Here is a 23,778-nt window from a genome sequence, read left to right as displayed (position 1 = left end):
CATGGCCATCAACCTGACCACGCGCGAGCGCGTCCAGAAGCGCATGAGCGCGATGAAGACCGAGCGGTTCTCGCACATGGAGCATTGGCGCGAGATACAGCAGGTGCTGCTGCCGCGCGCCGGCCGCTTCTTCGCGACGGAAGAAAACCGCGGCGAACGGCGGAACGACATCCTCGACGACACCGCCACCGGCGCGCTGACCATCCTGGGCGCCGGCATGCAGTACGGCCAGACCAGCCCGTCGCGGCCATGGGTGCGCATCGAGACGGCTGATGCCGAGCTCATGGAGAGCGCTGCGGTCAGCCTCTGGTGCGACAAGGTGACGCGGTTGGTCCTGCGGGTCTTCGCGCAGTCGAACACCTACCGGTCGCTGCACAGCATGTATGAGGAGCAGGGCGCCTTCGGCGTGGCCGCCTCGATCGTGCTGCCGGACTACCGCTCGATCATCCACCACACCACGCTCACGATCGGCGAGTACGTGCTCGGCACCAACGACAAAAACGAGGTCGACACCCTGGGCCGCGAACTGCAGATGACCGTCGGGCAGATCGTGAAGGGCTACATCGCCGGCGGCGCGCCGCTGCGCGAGAAGTCGGATTCGTGGGACTGGTCGCGCGTGTCGCCGAGCATCAAGAACGCCTGGGACCGGCACGATATCGACAGCTGGGTGCGCGTGCAGCAGCTGATCGAGCCGCGCACGCACCGCGACCCCTCGAAGCTCGACAAGGCGAACATGGCCTGGCGCAATGTCGTGATCGAAGAGGGCGCCAGCAGCGACAAGGTGCTGCACGAGGGCGGCTTCAAGCGCTTCCCCGTGGTCGCGCCGCGCTGGGCCGTCACAGGGAACGACATCTACGGCACCACCTGCCCAGGCATGCGCGCACTCGGCGGCATCAAGCAGCTGCAGCACGAGCACTTCCGCAAAATGCAGGGCATCGACTTCATGACCAACCCGCCGCTGCTGGTGCCGTCGACCATCAAGAACAACGAGGCCGACTTCCTGCCCGGCGGCGTCACCTACTACGACCCGGCCGGCGTGAGCGCTGGCAAGGTCGAGAGCGCCTTCAACGTGAATCTGCGCCTCGACCACCTGCTGCTCGACATTCAGGACGTGCGCGAGCTGATCAACAGCGCCTTCTACGCCGACGTGTTCCTGATGATGGACCGCATGCCTGGCATCCAGCCGCGCAACGACCGCGAGGTGCAGGAGCGGCACGAAGAGAAGATGCTGATGCTGGGCCCGGTGGTGGAGCGCCAGCAGAACGAGCTGCTCGCGCCGCTCATCGACATCACCTACGACGCGCTCGACGAATTCGGCCTGCTGCCGCCGCTGCCCGAGGAACTCGAAGGCCGGCCGCTCGACTTCAAGTACACCAGCGTGCTGGCCCAGGCACAGCGCCGAGCCGCGATGGCTGGCGTCGATCGTGTGGTGGCGGCGGTGGCCGCCATTGCCGCGGCGACGCAGGACCCCAGTGCATGGGACAACCTCGACACCGACAAGGCGATCCAAAAAGGAGGCGAGTACGAGGGCGTCGATGCCGAGATCATGCGCGACAAGGACGCCATCGCCACCATCCGCCAGGCGCGCCAGCAGGCGCAGCAGCGGGTTGCCCAGGCAGCGCAGGCCCAGGAGGCGGCAGAGACCGCGAAGACCCTGGCGCAGGCACCAATCACCCCCGAGAACGCCCTGGGCCAAGTGGTTCGGGGATTCGCCATCCAGTGAAAGGAATCCCATGAACGCGATCTACGACGCGGTGGCCGCGCGCCGCCGAGCCATCGAGCAGGAGCTGACGACCGAGAACGACCGCATGCTGGGCTCGCAGCGCCAGACCGAAGCGAGCACGCTGCGCATCTCGTCGATGCTCAAGGAAAAGGGCGAGCTCGACGCCTGGCTCGCCGCCAACCAGGGCAGCGCCACGCCCACCAACGCAGGGAGCGCCGCATGATCTCCACGAAGATGACCGAGAAGCAGGCCAAGGAGTACACCGGCGAGGTAGCGGCCGGCGACGCGCCTGCGTACAGCTGGGGCACATCGCTCTGCCTTGAGACCGAACTGCTCGAGCGCCTCGGCATCACGAACCCGCCCGAGGTCGGCAAGGAATTCACGCTGTCGGCGCGCTGCGTCGTGACCGGCACCAGCCAGCGCCAGCAGCAGGACGGCGACAAGACCCAGAGCCTCGACCTGCAGATCACCGACATGGAACTCACGGCGCCGAGCAAGTCGGACGCCGACGCCTTCTACGGCGCCAAGGAATAACCGGGGGCCTCTCCTCCTTTCGCCTGGGGTCGTCACCCGGAAGAAAAGCCGCACTGGCTACCTGCACCGCTCCCACGGCACTCTTTGGCGCGCAGGCTTGTTGTATCCGCGGAGGCCTGAAAGATGAGCGCGGCAAGTGCGGAATAGCGATCTCGCTTACGACGAGGGGGGTACATGGCTATCCCCGCCCTCAATAAATTCGCGGCCATGCCAGCACCGGGACACGACACACCTACCCGCGAGGAGAAAGCCGCAAAGGCCCAACTCTCGCGGACACAGGCGGCCGACGACCTGACCTGGCTGATGAGCGACAAACGCGGGCGCCGTGTGATCCACGGCCTGCTTGGCGATTGCGGCATCTATCGGCAGAGCTACGCGCCAGGCGACACCCATGGAACCGCGTTCCTTGAGGGCGTGCGCAGCGTCGGTCTGAAGCTGATGGCCCGCATCTCCGAACACTGCCCTGATCGCATGTCCGAGATGTTCAAGGAAGTCAAAGCCAATGGACCCGCAAGCACCAGCAAGTGAAACCGCAGCACCAGCAGCAGCACCGGCCCCGGCCGACGCAGCAGCCACGCCCGCGGCCGCACCTGCAGCAACACCTGCACCCGCGCAGGCCTCCACCCTCCTGAACGCCGCTCTCGAAGCGCCGGCAGATCAGGAACAGCCGGCCGCCGCCGCCCCCGCGGATGGCGAGAAGACCGGCGAAGACAGCAAGGAGAAACCGGCAGCGAGCGAAGCCGACCAGCACGCCCCCGAAGAGTACGAGCCCTTCACCCTTGAAGGCGACGCGCAGCTCGACGGCGAATTCCTCGAAGCGCTCACGCCGTTGGCCAAAGAGCTGGACCTGCCGCAGGCCAAGGCTCAGAAGCTGGCCGAGCTGGGCGCCAAGGAAGGGCAACGACTGGCCGGCAAGTTCGTGACGGACCTGCGCGAGCGCGTGGACGCCAACGCCAAGGCCTGGGAGACCGCCGTCAAGGCAGACCCCGAGCTCGGCGGCGACCAGCACGCGGAAGTGATGGGTGTGGCGGCCAAGGCCTTGAAGACCTTCGGCACTCCCGAGCTGAACAGCTTTCTTGCCGAGTCGCGACTGGGTTCCAACCCGGAAGTGGTGCGGCTGCTGTACCGCATGGGCAAGGCCATCAGCCAGGACGACGTCACGCCCGGCCGGGCTTCCCCCGGCACCAAGGCAGACGCCGACGTGTTCTACGGCAAGTCGTGACCGACGAGCCACCCCAAGGAAAAACCATGAAATCGATCTTTCGCTCCCACCACCTCCACGCGCTCGTCGCGATGGCCGTCGGCTTCGTGCTCTACCACTTCGGCCAGCACGAAGCGGCGATGGGCGCCATGCTGATCGGCGCCACGCTGCCGACCAAGGCCGGCGCGGTCACGCTGTTCGACATCGCCCAGGGCATGGACCCCGACGGCAAGGTGGCGCGCACCATCAACCTGCTGTCGCAGACCAACGAGATGCTGACGGACATGACGTTCGTTGAAGGCAACCTGCCGACGGGCCACAAGACCACGATCCTCACCGGCCTGCCGGTGCCGGTGTGGCGCAAGCTCTACCAGGGCGTGCCGCCGAGCAAGGCGACCCGTGCCAGCGTGACCGATTCGATCGGCATGCTCGAGGCTCGCTCCGAGGTCGACATCGAGGCCTACAAGCTGAACGGCAACAACGCCGCATGGCGCCTGGCCGAGTCGGGCCCGTTCCTCGAAGCCATGAACCAGAACATGGCAGAGACGATCATCTACGGCGACGCCACGGTGAACCCCGAGCGCTTCACCGGTCTGGCTGCGCGCTACAGCCTGCTCTCGGCCGGCAACGGCGGCAACATCATCGACGCCGGCGGCACCGGTGCGGACAACACCAGCATCTGGCTCGTGGTCTGGGGCGAGAACACGGTGACGGGCATCTACCCCAAAGGTTCGACCGCGGGCCTTGACCACCAGGACCTGGGCGAGATTGATGCTCTCGACGAGCTCAACAACCGCTATCGCGCGTACGCCGACCTCTGGAAGTGGAAGGCTGGCCTGACCGTTCGCGATTGGCGCTATGTGGTGCGCATCGCCAACGTGGACGTGTCGGACCTCGTCGGCCAGACCGGCACGCAGGCGCAGACCGCGGCCACCGCGTTGGTGAAGCTGATGGTGCGCGCCCAGGCGCTGATCCCGAACCCGGGCATGGGCCGCGCTGCCTTCTACGCCAACCGCACGGTGAAGTCGTTCCTGCAGGTCGCCGCGCTCGACCGCTCGCAGAACGCCCTGGCCATCCAGGCCTCGGCGAACCAGTACGGCGCCGTGCGCCCGGGCGGCGTGCAGCAGGACCTGACGTTCTTCGGAACGCCGATCCGCACGGTCGACCGCATCCTCAACACCGAGGCCCGCATCGTCTGAGCCAGGCGATCCACCGAAAACCATTCAGGAGATCACCATGATCCTCGACAACCAAGCGATGTATGCGAACGCGCAAGCGGTCACGGCCCTGGGCGATACCGCCTCGTCCAACAGCTACGACCACGGCCCGGGCAACTCCGGCCCCGGCGCTGGCGACCTGTGGCTCATCTGCAAGACCAATGCGCTGTTCACCTCCGGCGGCGCGGGCACGCTGCAGGCGGTGCTGCAGGACTCGGCGGACAACTCCACGTTCGCCGATGTGATGGTGCTGTCGCCGGCGCTTGCCCTCGCCGCGCTCGGCGCGAACAAGGCGATTGCCGCGGCGCGCTTCCCCGGCAACCTGCGCCGCTACACCCGCGTGGTGTGGCGCGTCGGCACCGCGGCGATGACCGCAGGCACCGCCAGCGCCTTCGTGGTGCTGGACACCGACATCCAGCAGTACCTGGCCTCGGGCTTCAAGATCGGCTCGTGATCGTCAGCACCGGCCCGTGCTGATGCCGGGCCGGTCGGATTCAACCTCTCAGGAGAACAGACCATGGCTACGAAGAACACCCAGACCGCCGCGCCTCGCGCCGGCGCCGAGCCCACCTCGCCGGAAGGCGCGGGCACCCAGTACGAGACCGCTGCGAGCGGCACGGCCAACCCTCACGGCAAGGCCTCGGCCACTGCCGCGGGCGGCGACCCGGTGAACAGCCCGGTGATCGGCAATCCCGGCGAGTCGCGCCCCGACATGGGCTACGACTACGCCATCGCCGCCGCGACGCCCGCACCGAGCAACCCGCACGCCGCCAGCCGCCCGCTGGAAAGCGTCGATGTGAAGAAGCTGCCCGCTGACCCGCTGCTCGTCAAGAACGGCCAAGTGCGGCCCGGTTCGACCGCCGACACCACCGAGTACGCCGAGATCGTTCGTGCCCGCGTGAAGGGCGAGTACGGCGGCATCAAGGAAAAAGGCGAGGTCTTCGCCAATGACCGCAACCTGCCGACCTACCCGGAAGACCCGGCCAGTTGGTTCGAAGACGCTGACCGCGATCCCGACTGGGAGGCCAAGGAAAAGGCCAGCAAGCGCCGCGCTCGCTGAGCGCAGGCGGCAGCAGAAAGCAACCCAAGGCCGCCACTGAGCGGCCTTTTTACTTTCCGGGACCACCATGGCATCAGAAGTCGACATCTCCAATCTCGCGCTCTCCCTGCTCGGCCAGCGCGCCGAGGTCATCGCGATCGCGCCGTCCGACGGCAGCAACGAAGCGCAGCTGTGCGGCCGCTTCTACCCCATGGCCCGCGACGAGATGCTCGAGATGCATCCGTGGACGTTCGCCATGAAGCGCCTGCCCATGGCCACGCTCGCGAACGATCGCCCGTCCTGGGGCTACGCCTACCAGATCCCCTCCGACTGCCTCAAGCCGCGGGCGGTGCTGCCGAACCATGCATGCGATGACGCGGCGAGCGAGGACTACATCGTCGAGACCAACGGCACCGGCACGAAGGTGCTCTACACCAACGTGCCCGAGGCCACGCTGCGCTACACGCGCGCGCTCACCGACACCACGCGGTTCACGCCGTTCTTCGTGGCAGCGCTGGGCCGGCTGCTCGCCACCAAGCTGGCCGGCGCGATCATCAAGGGGTCGGAGGGCATGCAGGTGGCGCAGGCGCACACCAAGCTGTTCTTGATCGAGGCGGCCACGGCCAAGTCGGATGACGCGAACACCGGCAGCCGTGCGAACCAGTTCCGCGACTTCGTGCCGTCGGGCGTGCGCGCTCGGTGGGGCCTGGGCGGCCTGGGTCGCTTCAACGGCTGGGATCTGCGCAAATGAGCGCCAAGACCCTCAACCGCTCGTTTGCAGGCGGCGAGATCTCCCCGCAGCTGTTCTCGCGCGTGGACCTCGACAAGTTCCAGACCGGGCTCGCGCTGCTCGAAAACGCCTGGGTGCTGCCGCAGGGCCCGGTGCAAAACCGCCCAGGTTTCGCCTACGTGAACCGCACGAAGGACTCAGCCAAGAACTCGCGCCTGCTGCCGTTCTCGTACAGCACGCAGCAGACCTTCGCGCTCGAGTTCGGCGACTTCTACATCCGCTTCCACACGCAGGGCGGCACGCTGCTCGAAGCGCCGTGGGAGGTGTTCGGCGTCACGGTCGCCGGCCTGGCGGTGCTCACCTACGGCGCGCCGCATGGTCTCAATCCAGGCGACTGGCTGTTCACGTCGCAGATGCCCGGCATGCCGGATCTGTCGAGCCGGTGGTTCATGGTGAACACGGTGCCCACGGCCACCACGATCACGCTGAAAGACCTCGACGGCAACCTGATCAGCACCGCGGGCATGGGCCCCTACACCGGCGGTGGCACCACCTCGCGGCTGTACGAGGTCGCCACGCCGTACTCGCACGCGCTGCTCGACACCCTGCATCATGTGCAGTCGGCCGACGTCATGACCATCACGTCGCCGCACTACGCGCCGCGCGAGCTGCGCCGCCTGGGCGCCACCAACTGGGAACTGCAGACCATTCAGTTCACCTCGTCGCTGTCGCCGCCGCAGAGCAATGTGGCCGTGCCGAACGCGATCGAGCACCAGTATTCGGTGGTTGCGATCCTGAGCGACTACCGGTACGGGACCATGTCGCTGCCGGCCAGCTGCATGAACGACCTGAGCATTCCGGGCCGCTTCAACGTGGTGGCCTGGGGCAGCGTGCCAGGCGCGCAGATGTACCTGATCTACAAGTACGTCGGCGGCAATCCGCAGTGGTTCGGCGTGTCGCCCTCGAGCAGCGAGTTCATCGACGACGGCAACCGCCAGCCCGACCCGACGGTGCCGGTCTATGGCGGCATCGGCCCGACGCCCATCATCAGCGCCACCGCCGTGGCGCCGTTCTCGACCGGGGTCTCGGTGATCCCCACGGGGGCGGGCACCATCGCCTACAGCTACGCCGTGACCTCGGTCGATGAGGTGGGCAAGGAGGAGTCGATCGCGTCGTCGACGGCCACCGCGCTGAACGACCTTTCCGAGTCGGGCAACTTCAACACCGTGCGCTGGCCGGCCGTGCCGGGCGTGCGGTCGTACAACGTCTACCGCCTGACGAACGGCATCCTGGCGTTCGTCGGCCGCGCCGGGCCCGACTGCATCTTCATGGACGCCAACATCCTGCCGGACACGTCGACCACGCCGCCGCTACAGATCAATCCGTTCCTCGGCGACGGAAATTTCCCCCAGGCCGTCAGCTATCACGAGCAGCGCCGCGTGTTCGCCGGCACCTTCAATGCGCCGCAGACGGTCTGGATGACGCGCTCGGGCACCGAGCGGAACCTGGGCTACAGCCAGCCGGCGCGCGATGACGACAGCATCTCGCTGCGCGTGGTCTCGCGCGAGGCGAACAGCATTCGCCACCTCGTGCCGATGAACGAGCTCATCCTGCTCACCTCTGGCGGCGAGTGGAAGATCCTGAGCTCGGACAGCGGCGCGCTCAGCCCCAGCAATGTGAGCGTGAAGCAGCAGGGCTACAGCGGCGCGTCGAACGTGCAGCCGGTCGTGACGAACCGGACGATCCTCTTCCCGCAGGACCGCGGCGGCCACATCCGCGAGCTGGAGTTTTCGTGGCAGCAGCAGGGCTACCAGACGACCGACGTGTCCATCCTGGCTCCGCACCTGTTCGACTACTACGCGGTGCGGCAGATGGCGTTTTCGCGCTCGCCGCTGCAGCTGCTCTGGTCGGTGCGCAGCGACGGCGTGCTGCTCGGCATGACCTACGTGACCGAGCACGAGGTCCGCGCTTGGCACCGCCACGTGACGCAGGGGGCCTTCGAGTCCTGCTGCACGGTGTCGGAGGGCGACGAGGATGTGCTGTACGTGATCGTGCGCCGCCAAATCGGCGCGCAGCAGTTGCGCTACGTCGAGCGGCTGCACACGCGGCGCTTCGATACCGCGGCCGATCAGTTCTTCGTCGACAGCGGCGCCACCTACTCGGGCGCGCCGGCCACCGTGATCGGCAACCTGCACCACCTCGAAGGCATGGAGGTGTCGATCCTGGCCGACGGCGGTGTCGAGCCGGTGCAGATCGTGGTAGACGGCAAGGTCACGCTCGCAGCACCGGCCTCCAAGGTGCATGTGGGCCTGGGCTACACCACCCGATTCCAGACGCTCCCGTTCTCGATGCAGCAGGCGCCCGCGGCCGGGCAGGGCACGCAGAAGAACGTGAACAGCGTGCACCTGCGCGTGCTGTCGTCCAACGGCTTCGAGGCGGGCCCGAGCTTCGATCGCATGCGGCCGTTCCGCACCCGCACCACCGAGCCCTTCGGCAGCCCGCCCGACCTGTTCACCGGCGAGGCCGAGATCCTCACCGATCCGTCATGGAACACCGATGGCCAGGTCTGCGTGCGGCAGCAGAACCCGGTGAGCCTGATGGTGCTGGGCATGACGCTCGACGTCGCGGTGGGAGGCTGAGATGCTGATCCGCCGCGCCACCGACGCCGACCTGCCCGCAATGATCGAGATGGGCCGCGCGCTGCACGACGAGAGCCCGCGCTACCAGGGCATGGGGTTCAGCCCGCGCAAGCTCACCGAGGCCTTCGCGCAGCTCAAGGGCACGCTGCTCGTGCCCGCCGGCTGTGCATTCGTGGCCGACGCGGGGGGGTACATCGCCGGGATGACGGTCGGCATCATCGCCTCGCGCTGGTTCTCCGAGGAGCGATACCTCACCGACCTGACGATGTACGTGAGGCCCGAAGTGCGAGGGTCACTCGCCGGAGGCAAGGCCTTCAAGGGACTGGTGGCGGCGCTCGAAGGCTGGGCCCGCGAGCAGGGTGTCACCGGCCCCGTGCTCGGGGTCAGCACCGAGATCCACGCAGAGCAGACCGTGCGCGCCTACGAGCGCATGGGCTACCGATTGGCGGGCTACACGATGGTGAAAGACGATGGGAATTGAAGTCGGGCAACTCTTTCAAGGCCTCGGCGCCGGCGTGCAGGCGGTGGGCGCCTACAACCAAGCCAAGGGCGAGCAGTCTGCGCTGCGCGCGCAGGCCCAGGTCGAAGCCAACAACGCACAGCTGTCGGAGTGGCAAGCCGAGGATGCCGTCGAGCGCGGCGAGATGTCGGCGATGGAAGCCATGCGGCGCGGCGGGCAGATCAAGGGCCAGCAGCGCGCGGCCTTCGCCGCCAGCGGTGTCGACCTGGGCTTCGGCTCGGCCCTGCAGGTGCTCACCGACACCGACTACCTCACCGAGATCGACGCCACGCAGCTGCAGCAGAACGCAGCGCGCGAGGCCTGGGGGTACCGCATGCAGGCGCGGCAGGCCACCGACCGCTCAAGGGCTGCCAGCCGCGGCGCCGACGAGATCCGGCCCTGGCTGTCCGCTGGCACCTCCCTGCTCACCAGCGCCACGCAGGCAGCGCGCACGTGGTACTCCGGCGGGTCGCACACCACCGCGCCGAGCGCCGACGGGTTCTCGGCCTGGGCATTCCGCAGCAACCGCGGCGCAGGGGACTGACGAATGGCAACCATCGCACGAGTCACCCAGCGCAACGTCGGCCCCACCGCGGCGCCGAACATCCAGCTCCAGAACCCCAACACCGCTGGGCTGATGACCATCGGCGCACGCCAGATGCAGCAGGCGGGCCAGGCGCTTAGCCAGGGCGGCGACCTGCTGGAGCGCGCTCGCTATGAGGCTGTCGAGCAGGCCAACGCGCTGCGCGTCGACGACGCCCTGAACAAGGCGACCGAGATCGCTCTGCGCCTGCAGCATGACCCGAAGGAGGGCTTCACGGCGTTCAAGGGCTACGACGCACTGAACCGAGAAAGCGGCCTGCCGCTGGCCGACGAATACACCGGCAAGCTCGACAGCGAGCTCTCGCGCATCGGCGGCGAGCTGGGCAACGAGCGGCAGCGCCAGATGTTCCAGATGCGAGCGAACAACATCCGCACGCAGTTCATGGGCAGCGCCCTGCAGTACGAGGGCAAGGAAGCGCAGGACTACAACCTCTCGGTGCGCGAGGGCACGGTCAAGAACGCGGCCAACGCGCTGGTGCTGAACTACACCGACCCGCGCAACGTCGAGATGCAGGAGACGCGCATCCGCGCCAGCATCATGGGCGGGGTCGATCCCGATTCCAAGGTCTTCGTGCCCGGCACCGCCCAGATGCTGGGCAAGTCGGCCACCTGGGCGCAGGAGAAGGCTGCGGAAGCAGTGAGCGGCGCGCACCTCGGCGCCATCCGCTCGGCGCTCGAGGCCGGCAACATCAATGGCGCCATGGCCTACCGCAAGCGCTACGGCGAGCGGATGACCGCGTCCGACATGATCCAGATCGACGGCGTGCTGCAGCGCGACTACGACGTGCGCCAGGGCGCCGCGGTGGCCGACCAGATCGTGCAGAGCACCCAGTCGACCGTGAACCCGACGAACTTCGATCGGCTCACGAACATCATCCAGAACGTCGAGAGCCGCGGCCGCACGTTCGGCGCCGACGGCAAGCTGCTGCAGGGGCCGGTCACGCGCAGCGGCGAGCGCGCGCAGGGCGACATGCAGGTCATGCCGTCGACAGCCGCGGACCCCGGCTACGGCATCAAGCCGGCCGACATGAGCGGCACACCTGTGCAGCAGGCCGCCGAACTGCGCCGGGTTGGCCAACAGAAGCTCGCCGTGCTGGTGAAGATGTACGACGGGGACGTGGCCAAGGCCGCGGCCGCGTACAACTGGGGCGAGGGCAATGTCGACAAGGCGGTGAAGGCCGCCAAGGCGAACGCAGGAAAGGGCGAAGCTGTCGCCCCTGACGCATGGCTCGCGAGCGCGCCCGCCGAGACGCGCAACTACGTGGCCAGCGTGCTGCAGCAACTCAACGCGCCCGCCGGCGGCATGCCCCAGCGTCCCACCCTCGACCAGCTGCAGCAAGCCGCCCGCGAGCGCCTCGGGCCGAACGCGAGCCCGGTGGCCGTGAAGACCGCAGTGGATGCCGTCGCGCAGCGCTTCGAGGCGCAGAACAAGGCCATAGAGCAGCGCAAGGACGAGACCGTCGCGGCCGCCATGCAGGCGCTGGCGCAGAACGGTGGCCGATACAGCGACCTGCCGGCCAACATGCGCGCCCAGCTGCAGCAGCACGCCCCCGAGAAGATCGACGAGGTCATGAGCTTCGGAAAGAAGATCTCGCTCGGCGACGACACCACGGACGACCGCCTCTATCTACGGTTGGTGACCAACCCCCAGGCGCTGGCCACCATGTCGGATGCGCAGTTTTTCCAGCTGCGCAATGGGCTGTCGAAAGCCGACTTCGCGCACTTCACGCAGAAGCGCGCGGACCTGCTCTCGGGCGCGAGCGCCAACGCGCCGGGCGATCTGAACGACAACGCAGTTTCCCGCGTCGCCAATCAGCGGCTCGCCAGCATCGGCATCGACCCGACGCCGAAGGACGGCACCGCCGATGCCCAGCGGGTCGGCGCCATCCGCCGTTTCATCGACTCGTCGCTGATCGACGCGCAGCGCCAGGCCGGCAAGAAGTTCAACGATGCCGAGGTGCAGGCCCACGTCGACGGGCTGTTCGCGAAGAACGTGACGTTCCGCAAGACCTTCTTCGGCCTGGGCGGCGGCGCCTCCGGGCCGCAGCTGAGCATGAAGGTCAGCGACATCCCGAGCGAGCAGGCCGACCGCATCCGCAAGGCCTTCAAGGCCCGCGGCAACGACAACCCGACCGACGCCGATGTGCTCGGCGCCTACTGGGCAGCTAATTCTGCGGCAGCGCCGCGCGACCCCCGAACCGGAAGTTTCTGATGGCTGATGAATTCGACGCCGCCGCGGCCGTGGACCGCTACCTGAGCGGCGCCGCCGCCACGCCAGAAACCAGCCTGCGCGCCTCGCTCGAGACGGCGGTGGGCCAGAACCCCGACCAGGCCGCCGACTGGCGCCGCACGGCCGCCACGATCGGCGTGCCGTTCGACACGGCGCAGGCGCTGCCCGATTTCAGCAAGCAGCAGGCCGCACTCGCGCAGATCGACACCAGCGCCCTGGCGCGCATGAACCCGGTCACGGCCGGCTTCCTGATGGACCCGGTGAACGCAGCAATCGCGCACGACGACACCGGCAACATGAGCCTGATCGAGACGCTGGCCAACAGCTTCCGCCGCGGCTGGCCGGGTCTGCAGCAGTTCGGTGCCGCCACCGCGCTGCGGTCGAACGTGAATTCGCTTGAGCAGTTCGACCGAGTGGCCGGGCAGATCGATGCCGGCGCGGACCCGCGCACCGTCCTGGCTGCAGACGACCCCCTGGGTGTCGCCTACATGACGCCCGAGCAGCGCGCCACCTTCCGCGCGTCGATCACGGCGCCGCTCGCCGGCAACATCACGACCATCGCGCGCACACAGCGCGAGCGCCAGGCGATCCCCGCGCCGGACGTGGTCGGCGAGGTCATGAAGGCCGAAACCTTCAGCCAGGCGTTCAGCGCCTTCCTGCAGGCACCCGTGCAGTTCATTGCGAGCATCGGCCCCGAGAGCCTTGTCGCCAACGCGCCCGGCCTGATCGCCGCGATCCCGGCTGGCTTCATCGGTGGTCCGCCCGCTGCGGCAACGACGCTGGGCGCGGGCTCCTTCGCCACCGACTACGGCAGCAGCATCGTCGAGGCGCTTACGCGCGCCGGTGTGGATGTCTCCAACGAGGCTGCGCTGGCGGCTGCCGTGAAGGACGAGAAGCTGATGCGCAGCGTCGCGGCCCAGGCCATGGCGCACGCGGCGGTCGTGGGCAGCGTGGATGCCGTCAGCGGAGGCGTGGCGAGCAAGCTGGCGCTGCCGCGCGCAGCGGCCACTCGCCTGGCGGCGCAGCCGGTGGCGCGCGAGCTGGCGAACGTCGCCGCGCAGGTGCCGATCCAGGGTGCGCTCGGCGCCGCGGGTGAGGCAAGCGGGCAGGTGGCCGCGGGCCAGAAGCTCGACCCGGGCAACATCCTGGCCGAGTTCGTGGGCGAGGCCTTCACCGCGCCCGCCGAGGTCGCCAGCATCGCGGCCACAACGGTGCGCCAGCGCGTCGCCGAGGGCAGGGCGGCGGAAGCCACGGCTGCACGTGTCGAGCAACTGGCGCAGGCGGTCGAGGCCAGCAAGGTGCGCGCGCGGGACCCGGAGACCTTCAAGGCCTTCGTCGAACAGGTGGCCGATGGCGGCGACGTGCCGAACGAGCTCTACATCAGCGCGGAGCAGCTGGCGAACACGCTCAACCAGTCGGGCGTGACGATGGCCGAACTGCAGGCCATGGCGCCCAGCGTCACCGAGCAGATGCAGGCCGAGAACTTTGTGCCCGGCGCCGATCTGCGCATCCCGGTGTCGGAGCTGCTGGCCGCGCCCGCCGACATCAGCGCGACGCTCGTCGACCACCTGCGCGCCACGCCCGAGTCCATGAGCCGCGCCGAGGCGGCCGCATTCATCGAGCAGCGCGGCGATGCGATCCGGCAGGAGGTGGAGACCGAGCTTTCCCGCGCCGACAGCCGCGCGCTGTTCCAGCAGCAGGCCGACCAGATCCGCGACCAGTTCCAGACCCAGCTCGATGCCGCCGGCAAGTTCCGCCCGGAGGTGAACACCGCCTACGCCACGCTGCTGGGCAACTTCTACGCCACGCAGGCGCAGCGCGCCGGCATGACGCCCGACGAGATGATGCAGCGCTACCAGCTGGGGGTGTCGTCTCAGGAGCCCGCCGGCCGGCAGCGGCTCGATCAGGACGAAGCGCCCGGCGAGCAGACCATCGTCGCGCGCGTGCGCGGGGCCGTGGAGCGCGCGGTCGGCGCGCTGATGGGGAACGTCGGCGCAGGCAATACGCCCGCCGCCACCGCGCCGGCCGAGCGCCCCCCGAACACCGTGAACCAAGGCGCGCGCGGCGCGCTCAACTTCGGCGCCGACATCACCCAGGCGCCGAGCGTGATCGCGCTGCTGGAGGGCGCCGACCTCTCGACGTTCATCCACGAGAGCGGGCACTTCTTCCTCGAGGTGCAGAGCGATCTCGCCGCGCGCATCCAGGGCCGCATCGCCGACGGCGACACCGTGACCGAAGGCGAGCGCCAGATCGTCGCCGACATGGACGCGCTGCTCGCGTGGTTCGGCATCACCGGTTCGCCCGACCGATCGCCGCTCACCGAGTGGCAGGCCATGAGCCTCGAAGAGAAGCGCGAGTACCACGAGACCTTCGCCCGCGGCTTCGAGCGCTACGCGATGGAGGGCGTCGCGCCCAGCCAGGATCTCGCGGCGCTGTTCCAGCGCTTTCGCGCGTGGCTCGTGTCGATCTACAAGGCGCTGGCGAACCTGAACGCCGACCTCACCGACGACGTGCGCGCGGTGATGAGCCGCATGCTGGCCAGCGACGAGGCCATCCAGCAGGCGCAGGACGCGCGCAACATGGGCCCGCTGTTCCAGACGTCCGAGCAGGCCGGCATGACGCCCGAGGAATACGCCGACTACCAGGCGCTCGGCCAGCGCGCCACGGATGCGGCCGACGCCGAGCTCGACGCCCGGCTGCTCAAGGACATGAAGTGGATGAGCCGCGCGCGCGACCGGGCCTTGAAGGCGCGCCAGCAGGAGGTCGCCGCCATCCGGCTGGAGATCCGCAGCGAGGCGCAGCGCGAGGTCATGGCGCGGCCGGTGTATCAGGCGTGGCAGTTTCTCACCGGCAAGCAGGACAAGGTCGCGCCGGGCACACGCGCCGCCGAGGACATCGACACTGTGCAGGAATCCGGACGCCTGCGGACCTCGCTGGTGAAGGAGATCGACGAGTTCTCGGCCGAGACGCTGGCACGCCGCCGGATGACCAGCGAGAAAGAGGGAATGCACCCCGACATCGTGGCCGACCTGTTCGGCTACGAGTCCGGCCAGGCGCTGATCGCCTCGCTCGCTGCGGCCGACCCGCCGGCCCAGGTCATTGACGAGCTGACCGACCAGCGCATGCTCGAGCAGCACGGCGACATCGCCAGCCGGCAGGCGCTGGAGCGTGCGGCCGACGAAGCCATCCACAACCAAGTGCGCGCCCGCGTGATCGCGACGGAGCTCAAGGCGCTGGCCAGGGCCACCACCGTGCGCGAGACGAGCGACAGCCTCTACACCGGCGGCACGGTCGACGTCATGGCGCGCGCGGCGCGCGAGTATGCCGAGAGCGTGGTGGCGCGGGTCAGGCTCAAGGACCTGCGGCCGAAGACCTACGCGGCCGCGGAGGCGCGCAGCGCCAAGCTCGCGCAGCAGTCGCTCGGCAACACGGCCGAGGCGGCCATGCACAAGCGCAACCAGCTGGTGAATAACTACGCGGCGCGCGCGGCCTACGACGCGCAGGCCGAGGTCACGGCAGCCAATGAGCTGTTCAAGAAGATCATCGGCCGCAGCATCAAGAAGATCGGCGAGACGCGCGACGTAGGCACCGTGCAGGCCGCCCGCGCCATCCTGGCCGAGTACGGCATCGGCACGAAGGGCGAGCCGGCGCAGCGCTACCTCGAGACCATGGCGCAGGACGACCCGGGCATGTACGCCGTGCTGCGCGACAAGGTCGACGCGCTGACCGCCAGCGCCAAGCCGGTGAAGGAGATGACGGTCGAGGAATTCCGCGGCCTCGCCGAGGAAATCAAAGGCCTCTGGTACATGGCGCGGCGCTCGCGCCAGATTGAGGTCGATGGCCGGCTCGTGGAGCGCACGCAAATCCAGGGCGATCTCGTCGCCCGTCTGCAGCAGATCGGCGTGCCGGCGCGCGTCGCCGGCGAGGGGCAGGCGGTCACGGACGCCGAGCGGCGCCTGACGCGGATCCAGACCGTGCGCGCGGCACTGCGTCGGGTCGAGTCCTGGGCCGGCCTCAAGGACGGAACGGAGGCCATGGGCCCATTCCGCAAGTACATCTGGCAGCCGGTGAAGGAAGCCGCCGACCGGTACCGCGCCGACAAGGCCAAGTACATCCGCCGGTACCGCGAGCTGCTCGACACCCTCGACCTCGGCGAGGCCCGCATCGACGCCCCCGAGCTGGGCTACACCTTCGGCTTCTCGCGCGGCGGCAGCGGCAAGGCCGAGATCCTGCACGCCATCCTGCACACCGGCAACGCCAGCAACAAGCGCAAGCTCCTGCTCGGCCGCGGCTGGGCCACCGAGAACGAGATCACCGGCGAGCTCGACACGCGGCGCTGGGATGCGTTCGTGAACCGGATGATCGACCAGGGCGTGCTGACGAAGACCGATTTCGACTTCGCCCAGGGCGTCTGGAACCTTCTCGAGGAGACCAAGGCGCTGGCGCAGAAGGCGCACCGCGACGTGTTCGGGCGCTACTTCGACGAGGTGACGGCCGACAGCTTCACCAACAAGTTCGGCACCTACGCCGGCGGATACGTGCCGGCCATGACCGACGCCGAGGTGGTGAAGGACGCCGCCACGCGCTCGCTGCAGGAAGATGAGAACCAGACCCTCGCCTATGCCTTCCCGTCGACGGCGAAGGGCTTCACCAAGGCGCGCGTCGAGTACAACAAGCCGCTGCTGCTCGACCTGCGCACGCTGTCGTCGCACATCGACAAGGTGCTGCTGTTCTCCCACATGGAGCAGCCGGTGCGAGACGTGCGCAAGATCTTGGGCAGCAAGGACGTTTCCGAGCCGCTGCACCGCGTGGACCCCCAGGCCTTCGATGGCCTCCTCACGCCGTGGCTCAACCGCGCGGCACGCCAGACGGTCGAGCAGAAGGTGCCGGGCGACAACGGCCTGATGCGTTTTTTCAGCAAGGCCCGCCAGCGCGCCGGCCTGGCCGCCATGTTCGCCAACGTGTCGAACACCGCGCAGCAGATCACCGGCTTGAGCATCGCCGCGGTCAAGGTGAAGCCGCGGTACCTCATGAGCGCCCTGGCCGACTCGATCATCTCGCCGCGGCAGACCGCCAAGACGGTGGCGGCTGCCTCAACCTACATGGCGAACCGCATGGACGCCGAGGTCGCGCAGATGACGGACGCGATCAACCAGATCCTGCTGAACCCGGGCGTCTACGAGAAGGCGCAGAACTGGACGGCCCAGCACGCCTACTTCATGCAATCGGCGGTCGACAACTTCCTGAGCCCGATCGTGTGGAACGGTGCCTACAACCAGGCGCTGGAGCAGGGCCACGACGTGAAGAACGCCATCCGGCTGGCCGATTCGGCGGTGCGCGAGACGCAGGGCTCCACGCTGCCGGAGGACGTGTCGCGCATCGAGACCGGTAATGCCTTCGTGCGGATGTTCACGCAGTTCGCCGGCTACTTCAACATGCAGGCCAACCTGCTGGGCACCGAGTTCGGCCGCACCTACAACGAGCTGGGCCTGCGGCGCGGCATGGGCCGCGGCCTCTACATCTTCGTGCTGGGCTTTTTCGTGCCCAACATGGTGGCCGAACTGATCTCGCAGTCCTTCAAGGGCGGCCCCGACGACGAGGACGATGACGGCAGCACGATCGACGACTGGCTCTCGGCCGTGCTGCTCATGGGCAACGTGCGGGCCGGCCTGGCCATGGTGCCGGGCGTCGGGCAGGCAGCGAACGCGGTCATCAACACGTTCAACAGCAAGCCGTACGACGACCGCATCAGCACGTCGCCTGCGGTATCGATGATCGAGAGCGCGGTCAAGGCGCCGAGGGAGGTCTACAAGGCCATGATCGGCGAGGGCAGCGCGCGCACCGCTGTGCGCGACGTTGCCACGCTCATCACCCTCACCACGGGCCTGCCGGCCACCGCCATCGCGAGGCCGGTGGGGTACATAGCCGGGCTGCAGGAAAACAGAATCGCGCCCACCGGACCCGTGGACGCCGCGCGCGGGCTGGTCACAGGAACACCCAGCCCGGAATCCAAGCAATGACCGTAGCCGACACCTCTCGAAAAGCCGGGCCGTTCGACGGGAACGGCGTCACCACCAGTTTCCCCTTCGACTTCAAGGTCTTCGCGAAGACCGACCTTGCCGTCGTGCGGACCAGCGACATCGGCATCGAAACCGACCTGGTGCTCGATTCCGACTACACGGTGATCTTGAATGCCGATCAGGACGCGGCGCCCGGCGGCACGGTGACCTATGTGGGGCCGCCCGTACTGCCAACGGGCTGGAAGTTGACCGTGGTGGGCGCGACGCCTTACGACCAGGTGACGGACATCACGAACGTGGGGCGGTTCAACCCAAACGTCATCGAACAGACGCTGGACCGGACCACCATTCAGGTGCAGCAGCTCGTCGAGCAGAGCCTGCGAACCGTCAAGGTTCCCGTCTCCAGCGACACCGACCCCCGCTTTTTCCTGCAGGAATTCGTCCAGAACGCGCACGATGTGCAGGTGGCCCGTGACGAGGTGGTGAACATCTCGATCCACTTCTCGGACCAGGCCAATGCTAGGCTTGATGAGATCCAGACCGAGGGTGACGCGATTTTGGACGGCTTCAGTGCCGACGGCGCGCAGCTGCTCACACAGACCGAACAGGCCGCAGCTGCTCAGCGAGCGGCGATCGATAGCAACGCTCGGGCAGTGCTGGCGGGCCTGGGGTATCTCCCGCCGGTCCCGTACGGCCCTGGCCTGAGCATGTCGGCCCCGAATCAGACGGTGAGCTACAACGGCCAGACCTACGCGCCGATCCAGAACGAGATCCCCTTTGTCACCAGCGGCGTCTTCGAGGCGTCAAAGTTTCGCCTGATCCAAGGTGTCAGCGGTGCGGATCTTGTCGCCAGCAGCGGCTCGAACATGGTCGGCTACAAGCTGAACTATGCGAGTGCGGTATATCGGCTCCTCTTCGCCAAGCTCAGCGAGCAGATCAGCGTCAAGGACTTCGGAGCCATCGGCGACGGCCTAAGTCACCCACTCTCGGCCTTCTTTCCCTCGCTGGCGCTGGCGCAGGTTGTCTATGCGAATGCTGCCGCTCTGACCGACGAGCTGGATGGGGTGGCGATCCAGGCGGCGCTGAACACGGGCAAAAACGTGTCTGTGCCCGACGGCATCTACCTGCACAACACGACCATCAAAACGATGACCACGGGGCAGGGATTTTTCAGCGAAGGCATGAACACTGCCACGCTCCGATGGGTTGGGAACGACACTTCGATCAACGCTCTGGAGCTCGCATCGGGCCGGCGCGACACGGGGAACCTCGGGACTTTCCGCCGAGGTCGCCGGTTCAGCGGGTTCAATCTGGAGATGGCGCCGGGCACGTTCTGCAAGACCTATTTCTGGGTGGAGAACGGCTCGACGGCCGATTGCGTCGAGCACCTGCGCGGAACCATCCACGGCCGCCCGACGGAGGCCGTGTGGAAATTCGAGTCGGGCGGTGGGCTTTCCTATAGCAAGGGCATGCTCATCTGGGACATCGAGTTCCGGGGAGCCGTCCAGCAAGACACCGGCGGTGTTCCGATCCCCGGCGGCATCCCAATTCCCTGCGGCCTCTGGCTCGAGGGATGCATCGAGAGCTACTTCCACCTCGTTCGCATGTACGGCATGGACGCGCCGCTGCGCTTCGGCACTTCGGTGCTGGCTGACGAGCGGAACGTGCAAGACATCACCTTGCTCAACTTCATGGCCGAGATCGGCGTGGGGTCGGGGCGCGCGAATGGCAGCGACGGAGCCGCCTGCGTTGAAGTGCATTCGGGGGCCAACATTCAGTTGATTGCGCCGAAGCTGGTCTGCAATGCACACGAGGGCGCCGGCGGCCAGCGCGTGTTCGCGTTCAAAGAAGGCACTTCTGCGACCTCCCCCACGCGCGGATTCGTCGTCGAGGATCTGAGCCTCTTTAACCATGCCAGCACGATGGCGACGTCGGCGAGCATTCGGCTCGAAGACAACTCGCGCGTCTCCGACTTGCATTTCGTGCGACCGAAGGTGCAGGGCAGTGTGAACGGCCTCATCAGCGTCGGCGACAACACCGATGGCCTGATCGACTGGGAAGAGCCCACGTATGCGGCGGCGACACCGATTCAGAACGCAGTGTTCCGGGTCCGCAGCTTGCCCAGGGCCGCGCTCGCGGTGACGAACGACTCGTTCGAATCCTTCTCGCTCACCAACTTCCCGCTGCCGTTCGGCGAGCCCTTCTTGCTCTCCTATTCGCAGCCGCTCAACGGGTTGATGCTCAGTGGCTACCGGGCATCGGGATTTTCGAGCGGTACTGCAGCGATCACGAACAAGACCGGCGCCGATGTGGCTCTCGGTGCTGGCCGCGTGCGCTACCGGCAGTACCTGCCCAGTGATGTCCGCATCAAGCGAGTCCTGCTCTGGGATCCGACGAGCGTTGCGGCAGGCGCCACGCAGAAGTTTGATGTGCCGGTGCATGGCGCCAACGTCGGCGACTTCGTCGACGCGATGTTCGTCGTCACCAGCACCGGCGCATTGCAGGGTCTCATCCTGCGGTCCTATGTTTCTGCAGCCGGTGTGGTGACAGTGTTGCTGGTCAACCCGACAGCATCGGTGCGCAATTTCGCGCAGCAGCCCCTGACCATCTGGGTGCTGCATCCGTCGTTCGACTCTTACGGGCGGAAGGCGCACACGATCCCCACTCTGGCGGCCGGCGCCGTAGCGTCGACGACAGTGACGGCGGCCGGGGCGGCCATCGGGGATTTCGTGCGAGTGTCCTTCGACCAGAACATCCTGATGCTGAACGTCTGGGGTGAAGTGACAGCGCCGGACACCGTCACGGTGTACGCGCGCAACGACACCGGCGCAGAAGTCAGCGGCATCCCCGCGGGGTCGCTTGCGGTCGGGGTCTACAAGCGGTTCAACGCGCTGTGAACGGGCAGCCTTCCCCCGTCCTCGACGCTGTCGGCTTCTTTGTCTTCATCGCAGCGTGGATTTTCAGCGCCGACGTCGCCGCGGCCGTCGGCCCGTACATGCTCATGATCGCCGCGGCCTCGGTCGGCGCGTCGTTCGCGCTCATCCGCCAGGAGAAGACCACGCGGCTGCGCGCCGTCGGCTACTTCGCGCGGGTCTGCGGCGTGGCCGTGATCCTGGGCGCCGCGTGCGCATACGGCATCGCCCAGCTGCACCCAGGCCTGACCGAGCGCAGCCTGCTTGCCCCGGTCAGCTTCGCGATCGGTCTCGTGGGCAACGACTGGGGCGCGCTCGCGCTCTGGGCCGGCCGGAAGGTCAGCGCCTTCGTCGACGTGCTCATTAAGCTCAAGGGCGGGGGCGGTCATGGATAGCAAGCAGCACCTGCTGGCTCTGGTGAACCTCGCCTTGAGCGTGCCCAGCATCGTGATCTGCATCTGCCGGCTCAACACCATGGGCCGCAACACCCTGATGCGGGTGAAGCTGGAATACGCGCTGGGCGTCGGCGTGCTCATGTTCTCTTCGCTGCGGCCGATGATCGGCGAGTGGCCCGGTTACGCAACCCTCGCGACCACTACCTTGATCCTCGTGATGCTGCTCACCAGCAGCAACGCCTGGCGCGGCGACCACCCGCCGCAGACGGCCACCGACCACGCGCCGCTCGAAGGTCTGACCCGGCGGCAGCGCGCGGAACTCGCATGGCTCCGGCTGCGCGTGCGCTGCGCGCTCCTGCTGGATCGGCTCACCGGATGGAGGGCGCGCCGATGAAGCGCAGCGCGCCGGAATGGACCGCCGTGCTGCGCGCATGCGGCGTGGCCCCACCTACGGCCGAACTGTGGGGCCAGGTGTTCGCCGACGAGGTGCGCGCCGACACCTTCAGCCAGGACGAGGATGACCTCGCCGACTTCCTGCCCAACATCCTGCACGAGAGCGCCATGCTCGAGCAGATGGAGGAGAGCCTGAACTATGCGGCCGATCGGCTGGTCGCGGTGTTCGGTGCGCACCGCATCACGCCCGCGCAGGCGCGACAGTTCGGCCGCATCAACGGAAAGCAGGCCGCCGACCAGCGCGCGATCGCGAACATCGTCTACGGCGGCGAGTGGGGCCGCAAGCACCTGGGGAACATCCTGCCGGACGACGGCTGGACCTACCGCGGCCGCTCGCCCATCCAGATCACCGGCCGTCAGAACTACCTGCGCGTGGGCGATCTCGTGGGTCAGAACCTCGTCGGCATTCCCGACCTGCTGAGCCAGAAGCGCTATGCGCTCGAAGCCTGCATCGCCTGGTGGGAAGACCGCATCCCCGACAGCATGCTCGGCGAGACGACCGCCATCCGCCAGCGCGTGAACGGTGGGCGCAACGGCCTCGCCGAGGTGCAGGTACTGACGCTCAAGGCCCGCGCCGCCCTGGGGGTCGCGTGACCTGGCTGACCCTGCTGCTCAAGAACTGGCGCCTCATCGCGCTGGCGCTGCTGGTGGCCGGGGCCTTCTTCTGGGTGCGCGGGAAGATCTCGGCGGCTGACGCCGCGGGCTACGCCCGCTCGCAGGCCGAGTATCAGGCGCTCGCCGAATACCAGCGCGAGACCAACCGCGGCCGCGCCCGGCAGGCCGAGGAGCAGCAGGCGGTGCGCACGGTCTACCGCGACCGCTTCATCACCCGCACCGTCAAGGAGCTCGACCATGCCGCGCAAGACCTTTCCCGCTGCCCTGTGCCTCCTGCTGCTGTGCGGCTGCTCAACGACGCGGCCGAGTGCGCCCGCAAAGATCGACCCGCCTCCTGTGGCGCTGGCGACGGAGTGCGAAACCCCGGCTGATCTGGCGCCCGCGGCCACGGCGCAGGACCTGGCCAGCTGGGCGGCGGGATGGATAGGCGCCTATGGGTGCGAGCGCTCGAAGCGCGCCGGGCTGCTGGAGGCGTGGCCGCGCTGAGCGGGCCTACTCCCCCGGCCGCTTCTCGACCGGCAGCACGTGCCAGACCTGCCGGTGCTCGAAGACCCGCAGTTCGCCGTCGATCGTCACGGCGTGCGGCTCGATGCCCGACCAGAGGAACCCTGGCCCGTCGTAGGGCAGGATGACCGGATCGATCAGGATTTCGCGACCCGCCTTCTGGGCCGTGCCGTAGCTGACATATAGGCTGGCTTGGGTGAGGTTCCGATTCGAATTGTTCGTGTCGCGGTCTGATTCCAAGATCGTGACGGTGACGCGTTGCGCGGGCGCGCGGTCCCGCTTCTTGAGGCGCTCGCCCTCGCGCATCAGGAGGGTGACTTCGGCGAAGAACATGCCGGCAGAATAGCGCAGCCGTTCGGATTCCCGCCCGTGCGCCAGCCGGCGCCGAACCATGGCACGGCATAGGGTACGAGCCGCCTAAGTGCCTGATTTCATTGAGAACCTCGCTCCCTCCGGTTCCGCCA

General features: G+C 67.8%; 20 protein-coding genes. 19 read left to right on the top strand and 1 reads right to left on the bottom strand.

Going from position 1 to position 23,778, the window contains the following annotated elements; translation table 11 throughout:
- Position 1 precedes the first annotated feature (1 nt).
- The 19 genes from AC3A6J_RS18360 (at position 2) to AC3A6J_RS18270 (ending at position 23,181) form a co-directional block, all read left to right on the top strand.
- Positions 2 to 1,723: a portal protein gene (locus AC3A6J_RS18360; protein ID WP_487861410.1), complete on the top strand. Its 1,722-nt coding sequence runs from the start codon at positions 2 to 4 to the stop codon at positions 1,721 to 1,723.
- A gap of 10 nt (positions 1,724 to 1,733) precedes the next feature.
- On the top strand, positions 1,734 to 1,946 hold the full coding sequence (locus AC3A6J_RS18355) for a hypothetical protein (RefSeq protein WP_487861409.1): 213 nt from the start codon (positions 1,734 to 1,736) through the stop codon (positions 1,944 to 1,946).
- Positions 1,943 to 2,257, top strand: coding sequence for a capsid staple protein (gene gp10, locus AC3A6J_RS18350; protein ID WP_487861408.1), 315 nt, complete (start codon positions 1,943 to 1,945; stop codon positions 2,255 to 2,257). The genes AC3A6J_RS18355 and gp10 overlap by 4 nt, the downstream gene beginning before the upstream one ends.
- Positions 2,258 to 2,431: 174 nt before the next feature.
- Complete coding sequence (locus AC3A6J_RS18345) at positions 2,432 to 2,785, top strand: Bbp19 family protein (protein ID WP_487861407.1); 354 nt, start codon at positions 2,432 to 2,434, stop codon at positions 2,783 to 2,785.
- A complete protein-coding gene (locus AC3A6J_RS18340; RefSeq protein WP_487861406.1) occupies positions 2,760 to 3,479 on the top strand; it encodes a hypothetical protein in 720 nt (239 codons plus the stop codon). The genes AC3A6J_RS18345 and AC3A6J_RS18340 overlap by 26 nt, the downstream gene beginning before the upstream one ends.
- A 128-nt stretch (positions 3,480 to 3,607) precedes the next feature.
- On the top strand, positions 3,608 to 4,657 hold the full coding sequence (locus AC3A6J_RS18335; RefSeq protein ID WP_487861655.1) for a major capsid protein: 1,050 nt from the start codon (positions 3,608 to 3,610) through the stop codon (positions 4,655 to 4,657).
- A gap of 37 nt (positions 4,658 to 4,694) precedes the next feature.
- Entirely contained in the window at positions 4,695 to 5,129 is a 435-nt protein-coding gene (locus tag AC3A6J_RS18330; protein ID WP_487861405.1) for a Bbp16 family capsid cement protein, read from the top strand.
- A gap of 63 nt (positions 5,130 to 5,192) precedes the next feature.
- Positions 5,193 to 5,735, top strand: a complete 543-nt coding sequence (locus AC3A6J_RS18325) for a hypothetical protein (RefSeq protein ID WP_487861404.1) — start codon at positions 5,193 to 5,195, stop codon at positions 5,733 to 5,735.
- 67 nt (positions 5,736 to 5,802) lie between these two features.
- Positions 5,803 to 6,465, top strand: a complete 663-nt coding sequence (locus tag AC3A6J_RS18320) for a phage connector family protein (protein WP_487861403.1) — start codon at positions 5,803 to 5,805, stop codon at positions 6,463 to 6,465.
- Positions 6,462 to 9,083, top strand: a complete 2,622-nt coding sequence (locus AC3A6J_RS18315) for a phage nozzle protein (RefSeq protein ID WP_487861402.1) — start codon at positions 6,462 to 6,464, stop codon at positions 9,081 to 9,083. Before AC3A6J_RS18320 ends, AC3A6J_RS18315 begins: the two co-directional genes overlap by 4 nt.
- Position 9,084: 1 nt before the next feature.
- Entirely contained in the window at positions 9,085 to 9,564 is a 480-nt protein-coding gene (locus AC3A6J_RS18310; protein ID WP_487861401.1) for an N-acetyltransferase family protein, read from the top strand.
- Positions 9,554 to 10,126: a virion core protein, T7 gp14 family gene (locus tag AC3A6J_RS18305; RefSeq protein ID WP_487861400.1), complete on the top strand. Its 573-nt coding sequence runs from the start codon at positions 9,554 to 9,556 to the stop codon at positions 10,124 to 10,126. The genes AC3A6J_RS18310 and AC3A6J_RS18305 overlap by 11 nt, the downstream gene beginning before the upstream one ends.
- A gap of 3 nt (positions 10,127 to 10,129) precedes the next feature.
- Entirely contained in the window at positions 10,130 to 12,397 is a 2,268-nt protein-coding gene (locus tag AC3A6J_RS18300; protein WP_487861399.1) for a transglycosylase SLT domain-containing protein, read from the top strand.
- The gene (locus tag AC3A6J_RS18295) at positions 12,397 to 18,435 is read left to right on the top strand and encodes a hypothetical protein (RefSeq protein ID WP_487861398.1); all 6,039 of its coding nucleotides are present in this window, start codon (positions 12,397 to 12,399) and stop codon (positions 18,433 to 18,435) included. The genes AC3A6J_RS18300 and AC3A6J_RS18295 overlap by 1 nt, the downstream gene beginning before the upstream one ends.
- Positions 18,432 to 21,332, top strand: coding sequence for a hypothetical protein (locus AC3A6J_RS18290; RefSeq protein ID WP_487861397.1), 2,901 nt, complete (start codon positions 18,432 to 18,434; stop codon positions 21,330 to 21,332). The genes AC3A6J_RS18295 and AC3A6J_RS18290 overlap by 4 nt, the downstream gene beginning before the upstream one ends.
- A complete protein-coding gene (locus tag AC3A6J_RS18285; protein ID WP_487861396.1) occupies positions 21,329 to 21,742 on the top strand; it encodes a hypothetical protein in 414 nt (137 codons plus the stop codon). The genes AC3A6J_RS18290 and AC3A6J_RS18285 overlap by 4 nt, the downstream gene beginning before the upstream one ends.
- Complete coding sequence (locus AC3A6J_RS18280) at positions 21,735 to 22,136, top strand: hypothetical protein (protein WP_487861395.1); 402 nt, start codon at positions 21,735 to 21,737, stop codon at positions 22,134 to 22,136. The genes AC3A6J_RS18285 and AC3A6J_RS18280 overlap by 8 nt, the downstream gene beginning before the upstream one ends.
- Entirely contained in the window at positions 22,133 to 22,789 is a 657-nt protein-coding gene (locus tag AC3A6J_RS18275; protein ID WP_487861394.1) for a glycoside hydrolase family 19 protein, read from the top strand. Before AC3A6J_RS18280 ends, AC3A6J_RS18275 begins: the two co-directional genes overlap by 4 nt.
- Complete coding sequence (locus tag AC3A6J_RS18270) at positions 22,786 to 23,181, top strand: hypothetical protein (RefSeq protein WP_487861393.1); 396 nt, start codon at positions 22,786 to 22,788, stop codon at positions 23,179 to 23,181. The genes AC3A6J_RS18275 and AC3A6J_RS18270 overlap by 4 nt, the downstream gene beginning before the upstream one ends.
- Before the next feature lie 121 nt (positions 23,182 to 23,302).
- Here AC3A6J_RS18270 and AC3A6J_RS18265 read toward each other — a convergent pair whose 3' ends face one another.
- Positions 23,303 to 23,647 carry a hypothetical protein gene (locus AC3A6J_RS18265; protein ID WP_487861392.1) on the bottom strand — a complete coding sequence of 115 codons (345 nt, stop codon included), beginning with the start codon at positions 23,645 to 23,647 and terminating at the stop codon, positions 23,303 to 23,305.
- Between the last annotated feature and the right edge of the window lie 131 nt (positions 23,648 to 23,778).

The organism is Variovorax sp. Soil_C_39 (genome assembly GCF_057656815.1).
This window is presented reverse-complemented; position numbering and strand designations above follow the sequence as displayed.

Bases quoted from the DNA above. Each gene is read 5' to 3' on its own strand.
- AC3A6J_RS18290 (WP_487861397.1), top strand. From the start codon at position 18,432: ATGACCGTAGCCGACACCTCTCGAAAAGCCGGGCCGTTCGACGGGAAC.
- AC3A6J_RS18360 (WP_487861410.1), top strand. From the start codon at position 2: ATGGCCATCAACCTGACCACGCGCGAGCGCGTCCAGAAGCGCATGAGC.
- AC3A6J_RS18275 (WP_487861394.1), top strand. From the start codon at position 22,133: ATGAAGCGCAGCGCGCCGGAATGGACCGCCGTGCTGCGCGCATGCGGC.
- AC3A6J_RS18325 (WP_487861404.1), top strand. From the start codon at position 5,193: ATGGCTACGAAGAACACCCAGACCGCCGCGCCTCGCGCCGGCGCCGAG.
- AC3A6J_RS18280 (WP_487861395.1), top strand. From the start codon at position 21,735: ATGGATAGCAAGCAGCACCTGCTGGCTCTGGTGAACCTCGCCTTGAGC.
- AC3A6J_RS18310 (WP_487861401.1), top strand. From the start codon at position 9,085: ATGCTGATCCGCCGCGCCACCGACGCCGACCTGCCCGCAATGATCGAG.
- AC3A6J_RS18340 (WP_487861406.1), top strand. From the start codon at position 2,760: ATGGACCCGCAAGCACCAGCAAGTGAAACCGCAGCACCAGCAGCAGCA.
- AC3A6J_RS18320 (WP_487861403.1), top strand. From the start codon at position 5,803: ATGGCATCAGAAGTCGACATCTCCAATCTCGCGCTCTCCCTGCTCGGC.
- AC3A6J_RS18335 (WP_487861655.1), top strand. From the start codon at position 3,608: ATGCTGATCGGCGCCACGCTGCCGACCAAGGCCGGCGCGGTCACGCTG.
- gp10 (WP_487861408.1), top strand. From the start codon at position 1,943: ATGATCTCCACGAAGATGACCGAGAAGCAGGCCAAGGAGTACACCGGC.
- AC3A6J_RS18300 (WP_487861399.1), top strand. From the start codon at position 10,130: ATGGCAACCATCGCACGAGTCACCCAGCGCAACGTCGGCCCCACCGCG.
- AC3A6J_RS18305 (WP_487861400.1), top strand. From the start codon at position 9,554: ATGGGAATTGAAGTCGGGCAACTCTTTCAAGGCCTCGGCGCCGGCGTG.
- AC3A6J_RS18265 (WP_487861392.1), bottom strand. From the start codon at position 23,647: ATGTTCTTCGCCGAAGTCACCCTCCTGATGCGCGAGGGCGAGCGCCTC.
- AC3A6J_RS18315 (WP_487861402.1), top strand. From the start codon at position 6,462: ATGAGCGCCAAGACCCTCAACCGCTCGTTTGCAGGCGGCGAGATCTCC.
- AC3A6J_RS18345 (WP_487861407.1), top strand. From the start codon at position 2,432: ATGGCTATCCCCGCCCTCAATAAATTCGCGGCCATGCCAGCACCGGGA.
- AC3A6J_RS18355 (WP_487861409.1), top strand. From the start codon at position 1,734: ATGAACGCGATCTACGACGCGGTGGCCGCGCGCCGCCGAGCCATCGAG.
- AC3A6J_RS18330 (WP_487861405.1), top strand. From the start codon at position 4,695: ATGATCCTCGACAACCAAGCGATGTATGCGAACGCGCAAGCGGTCACG.
- AC3A6J_RS18295 (WP_487861398.1), top strand. From the start codon at position 12,397: ATGGCTGATGAATTCGACGCCGCCGCGGCCGTGGACCGCTACCTGAGC.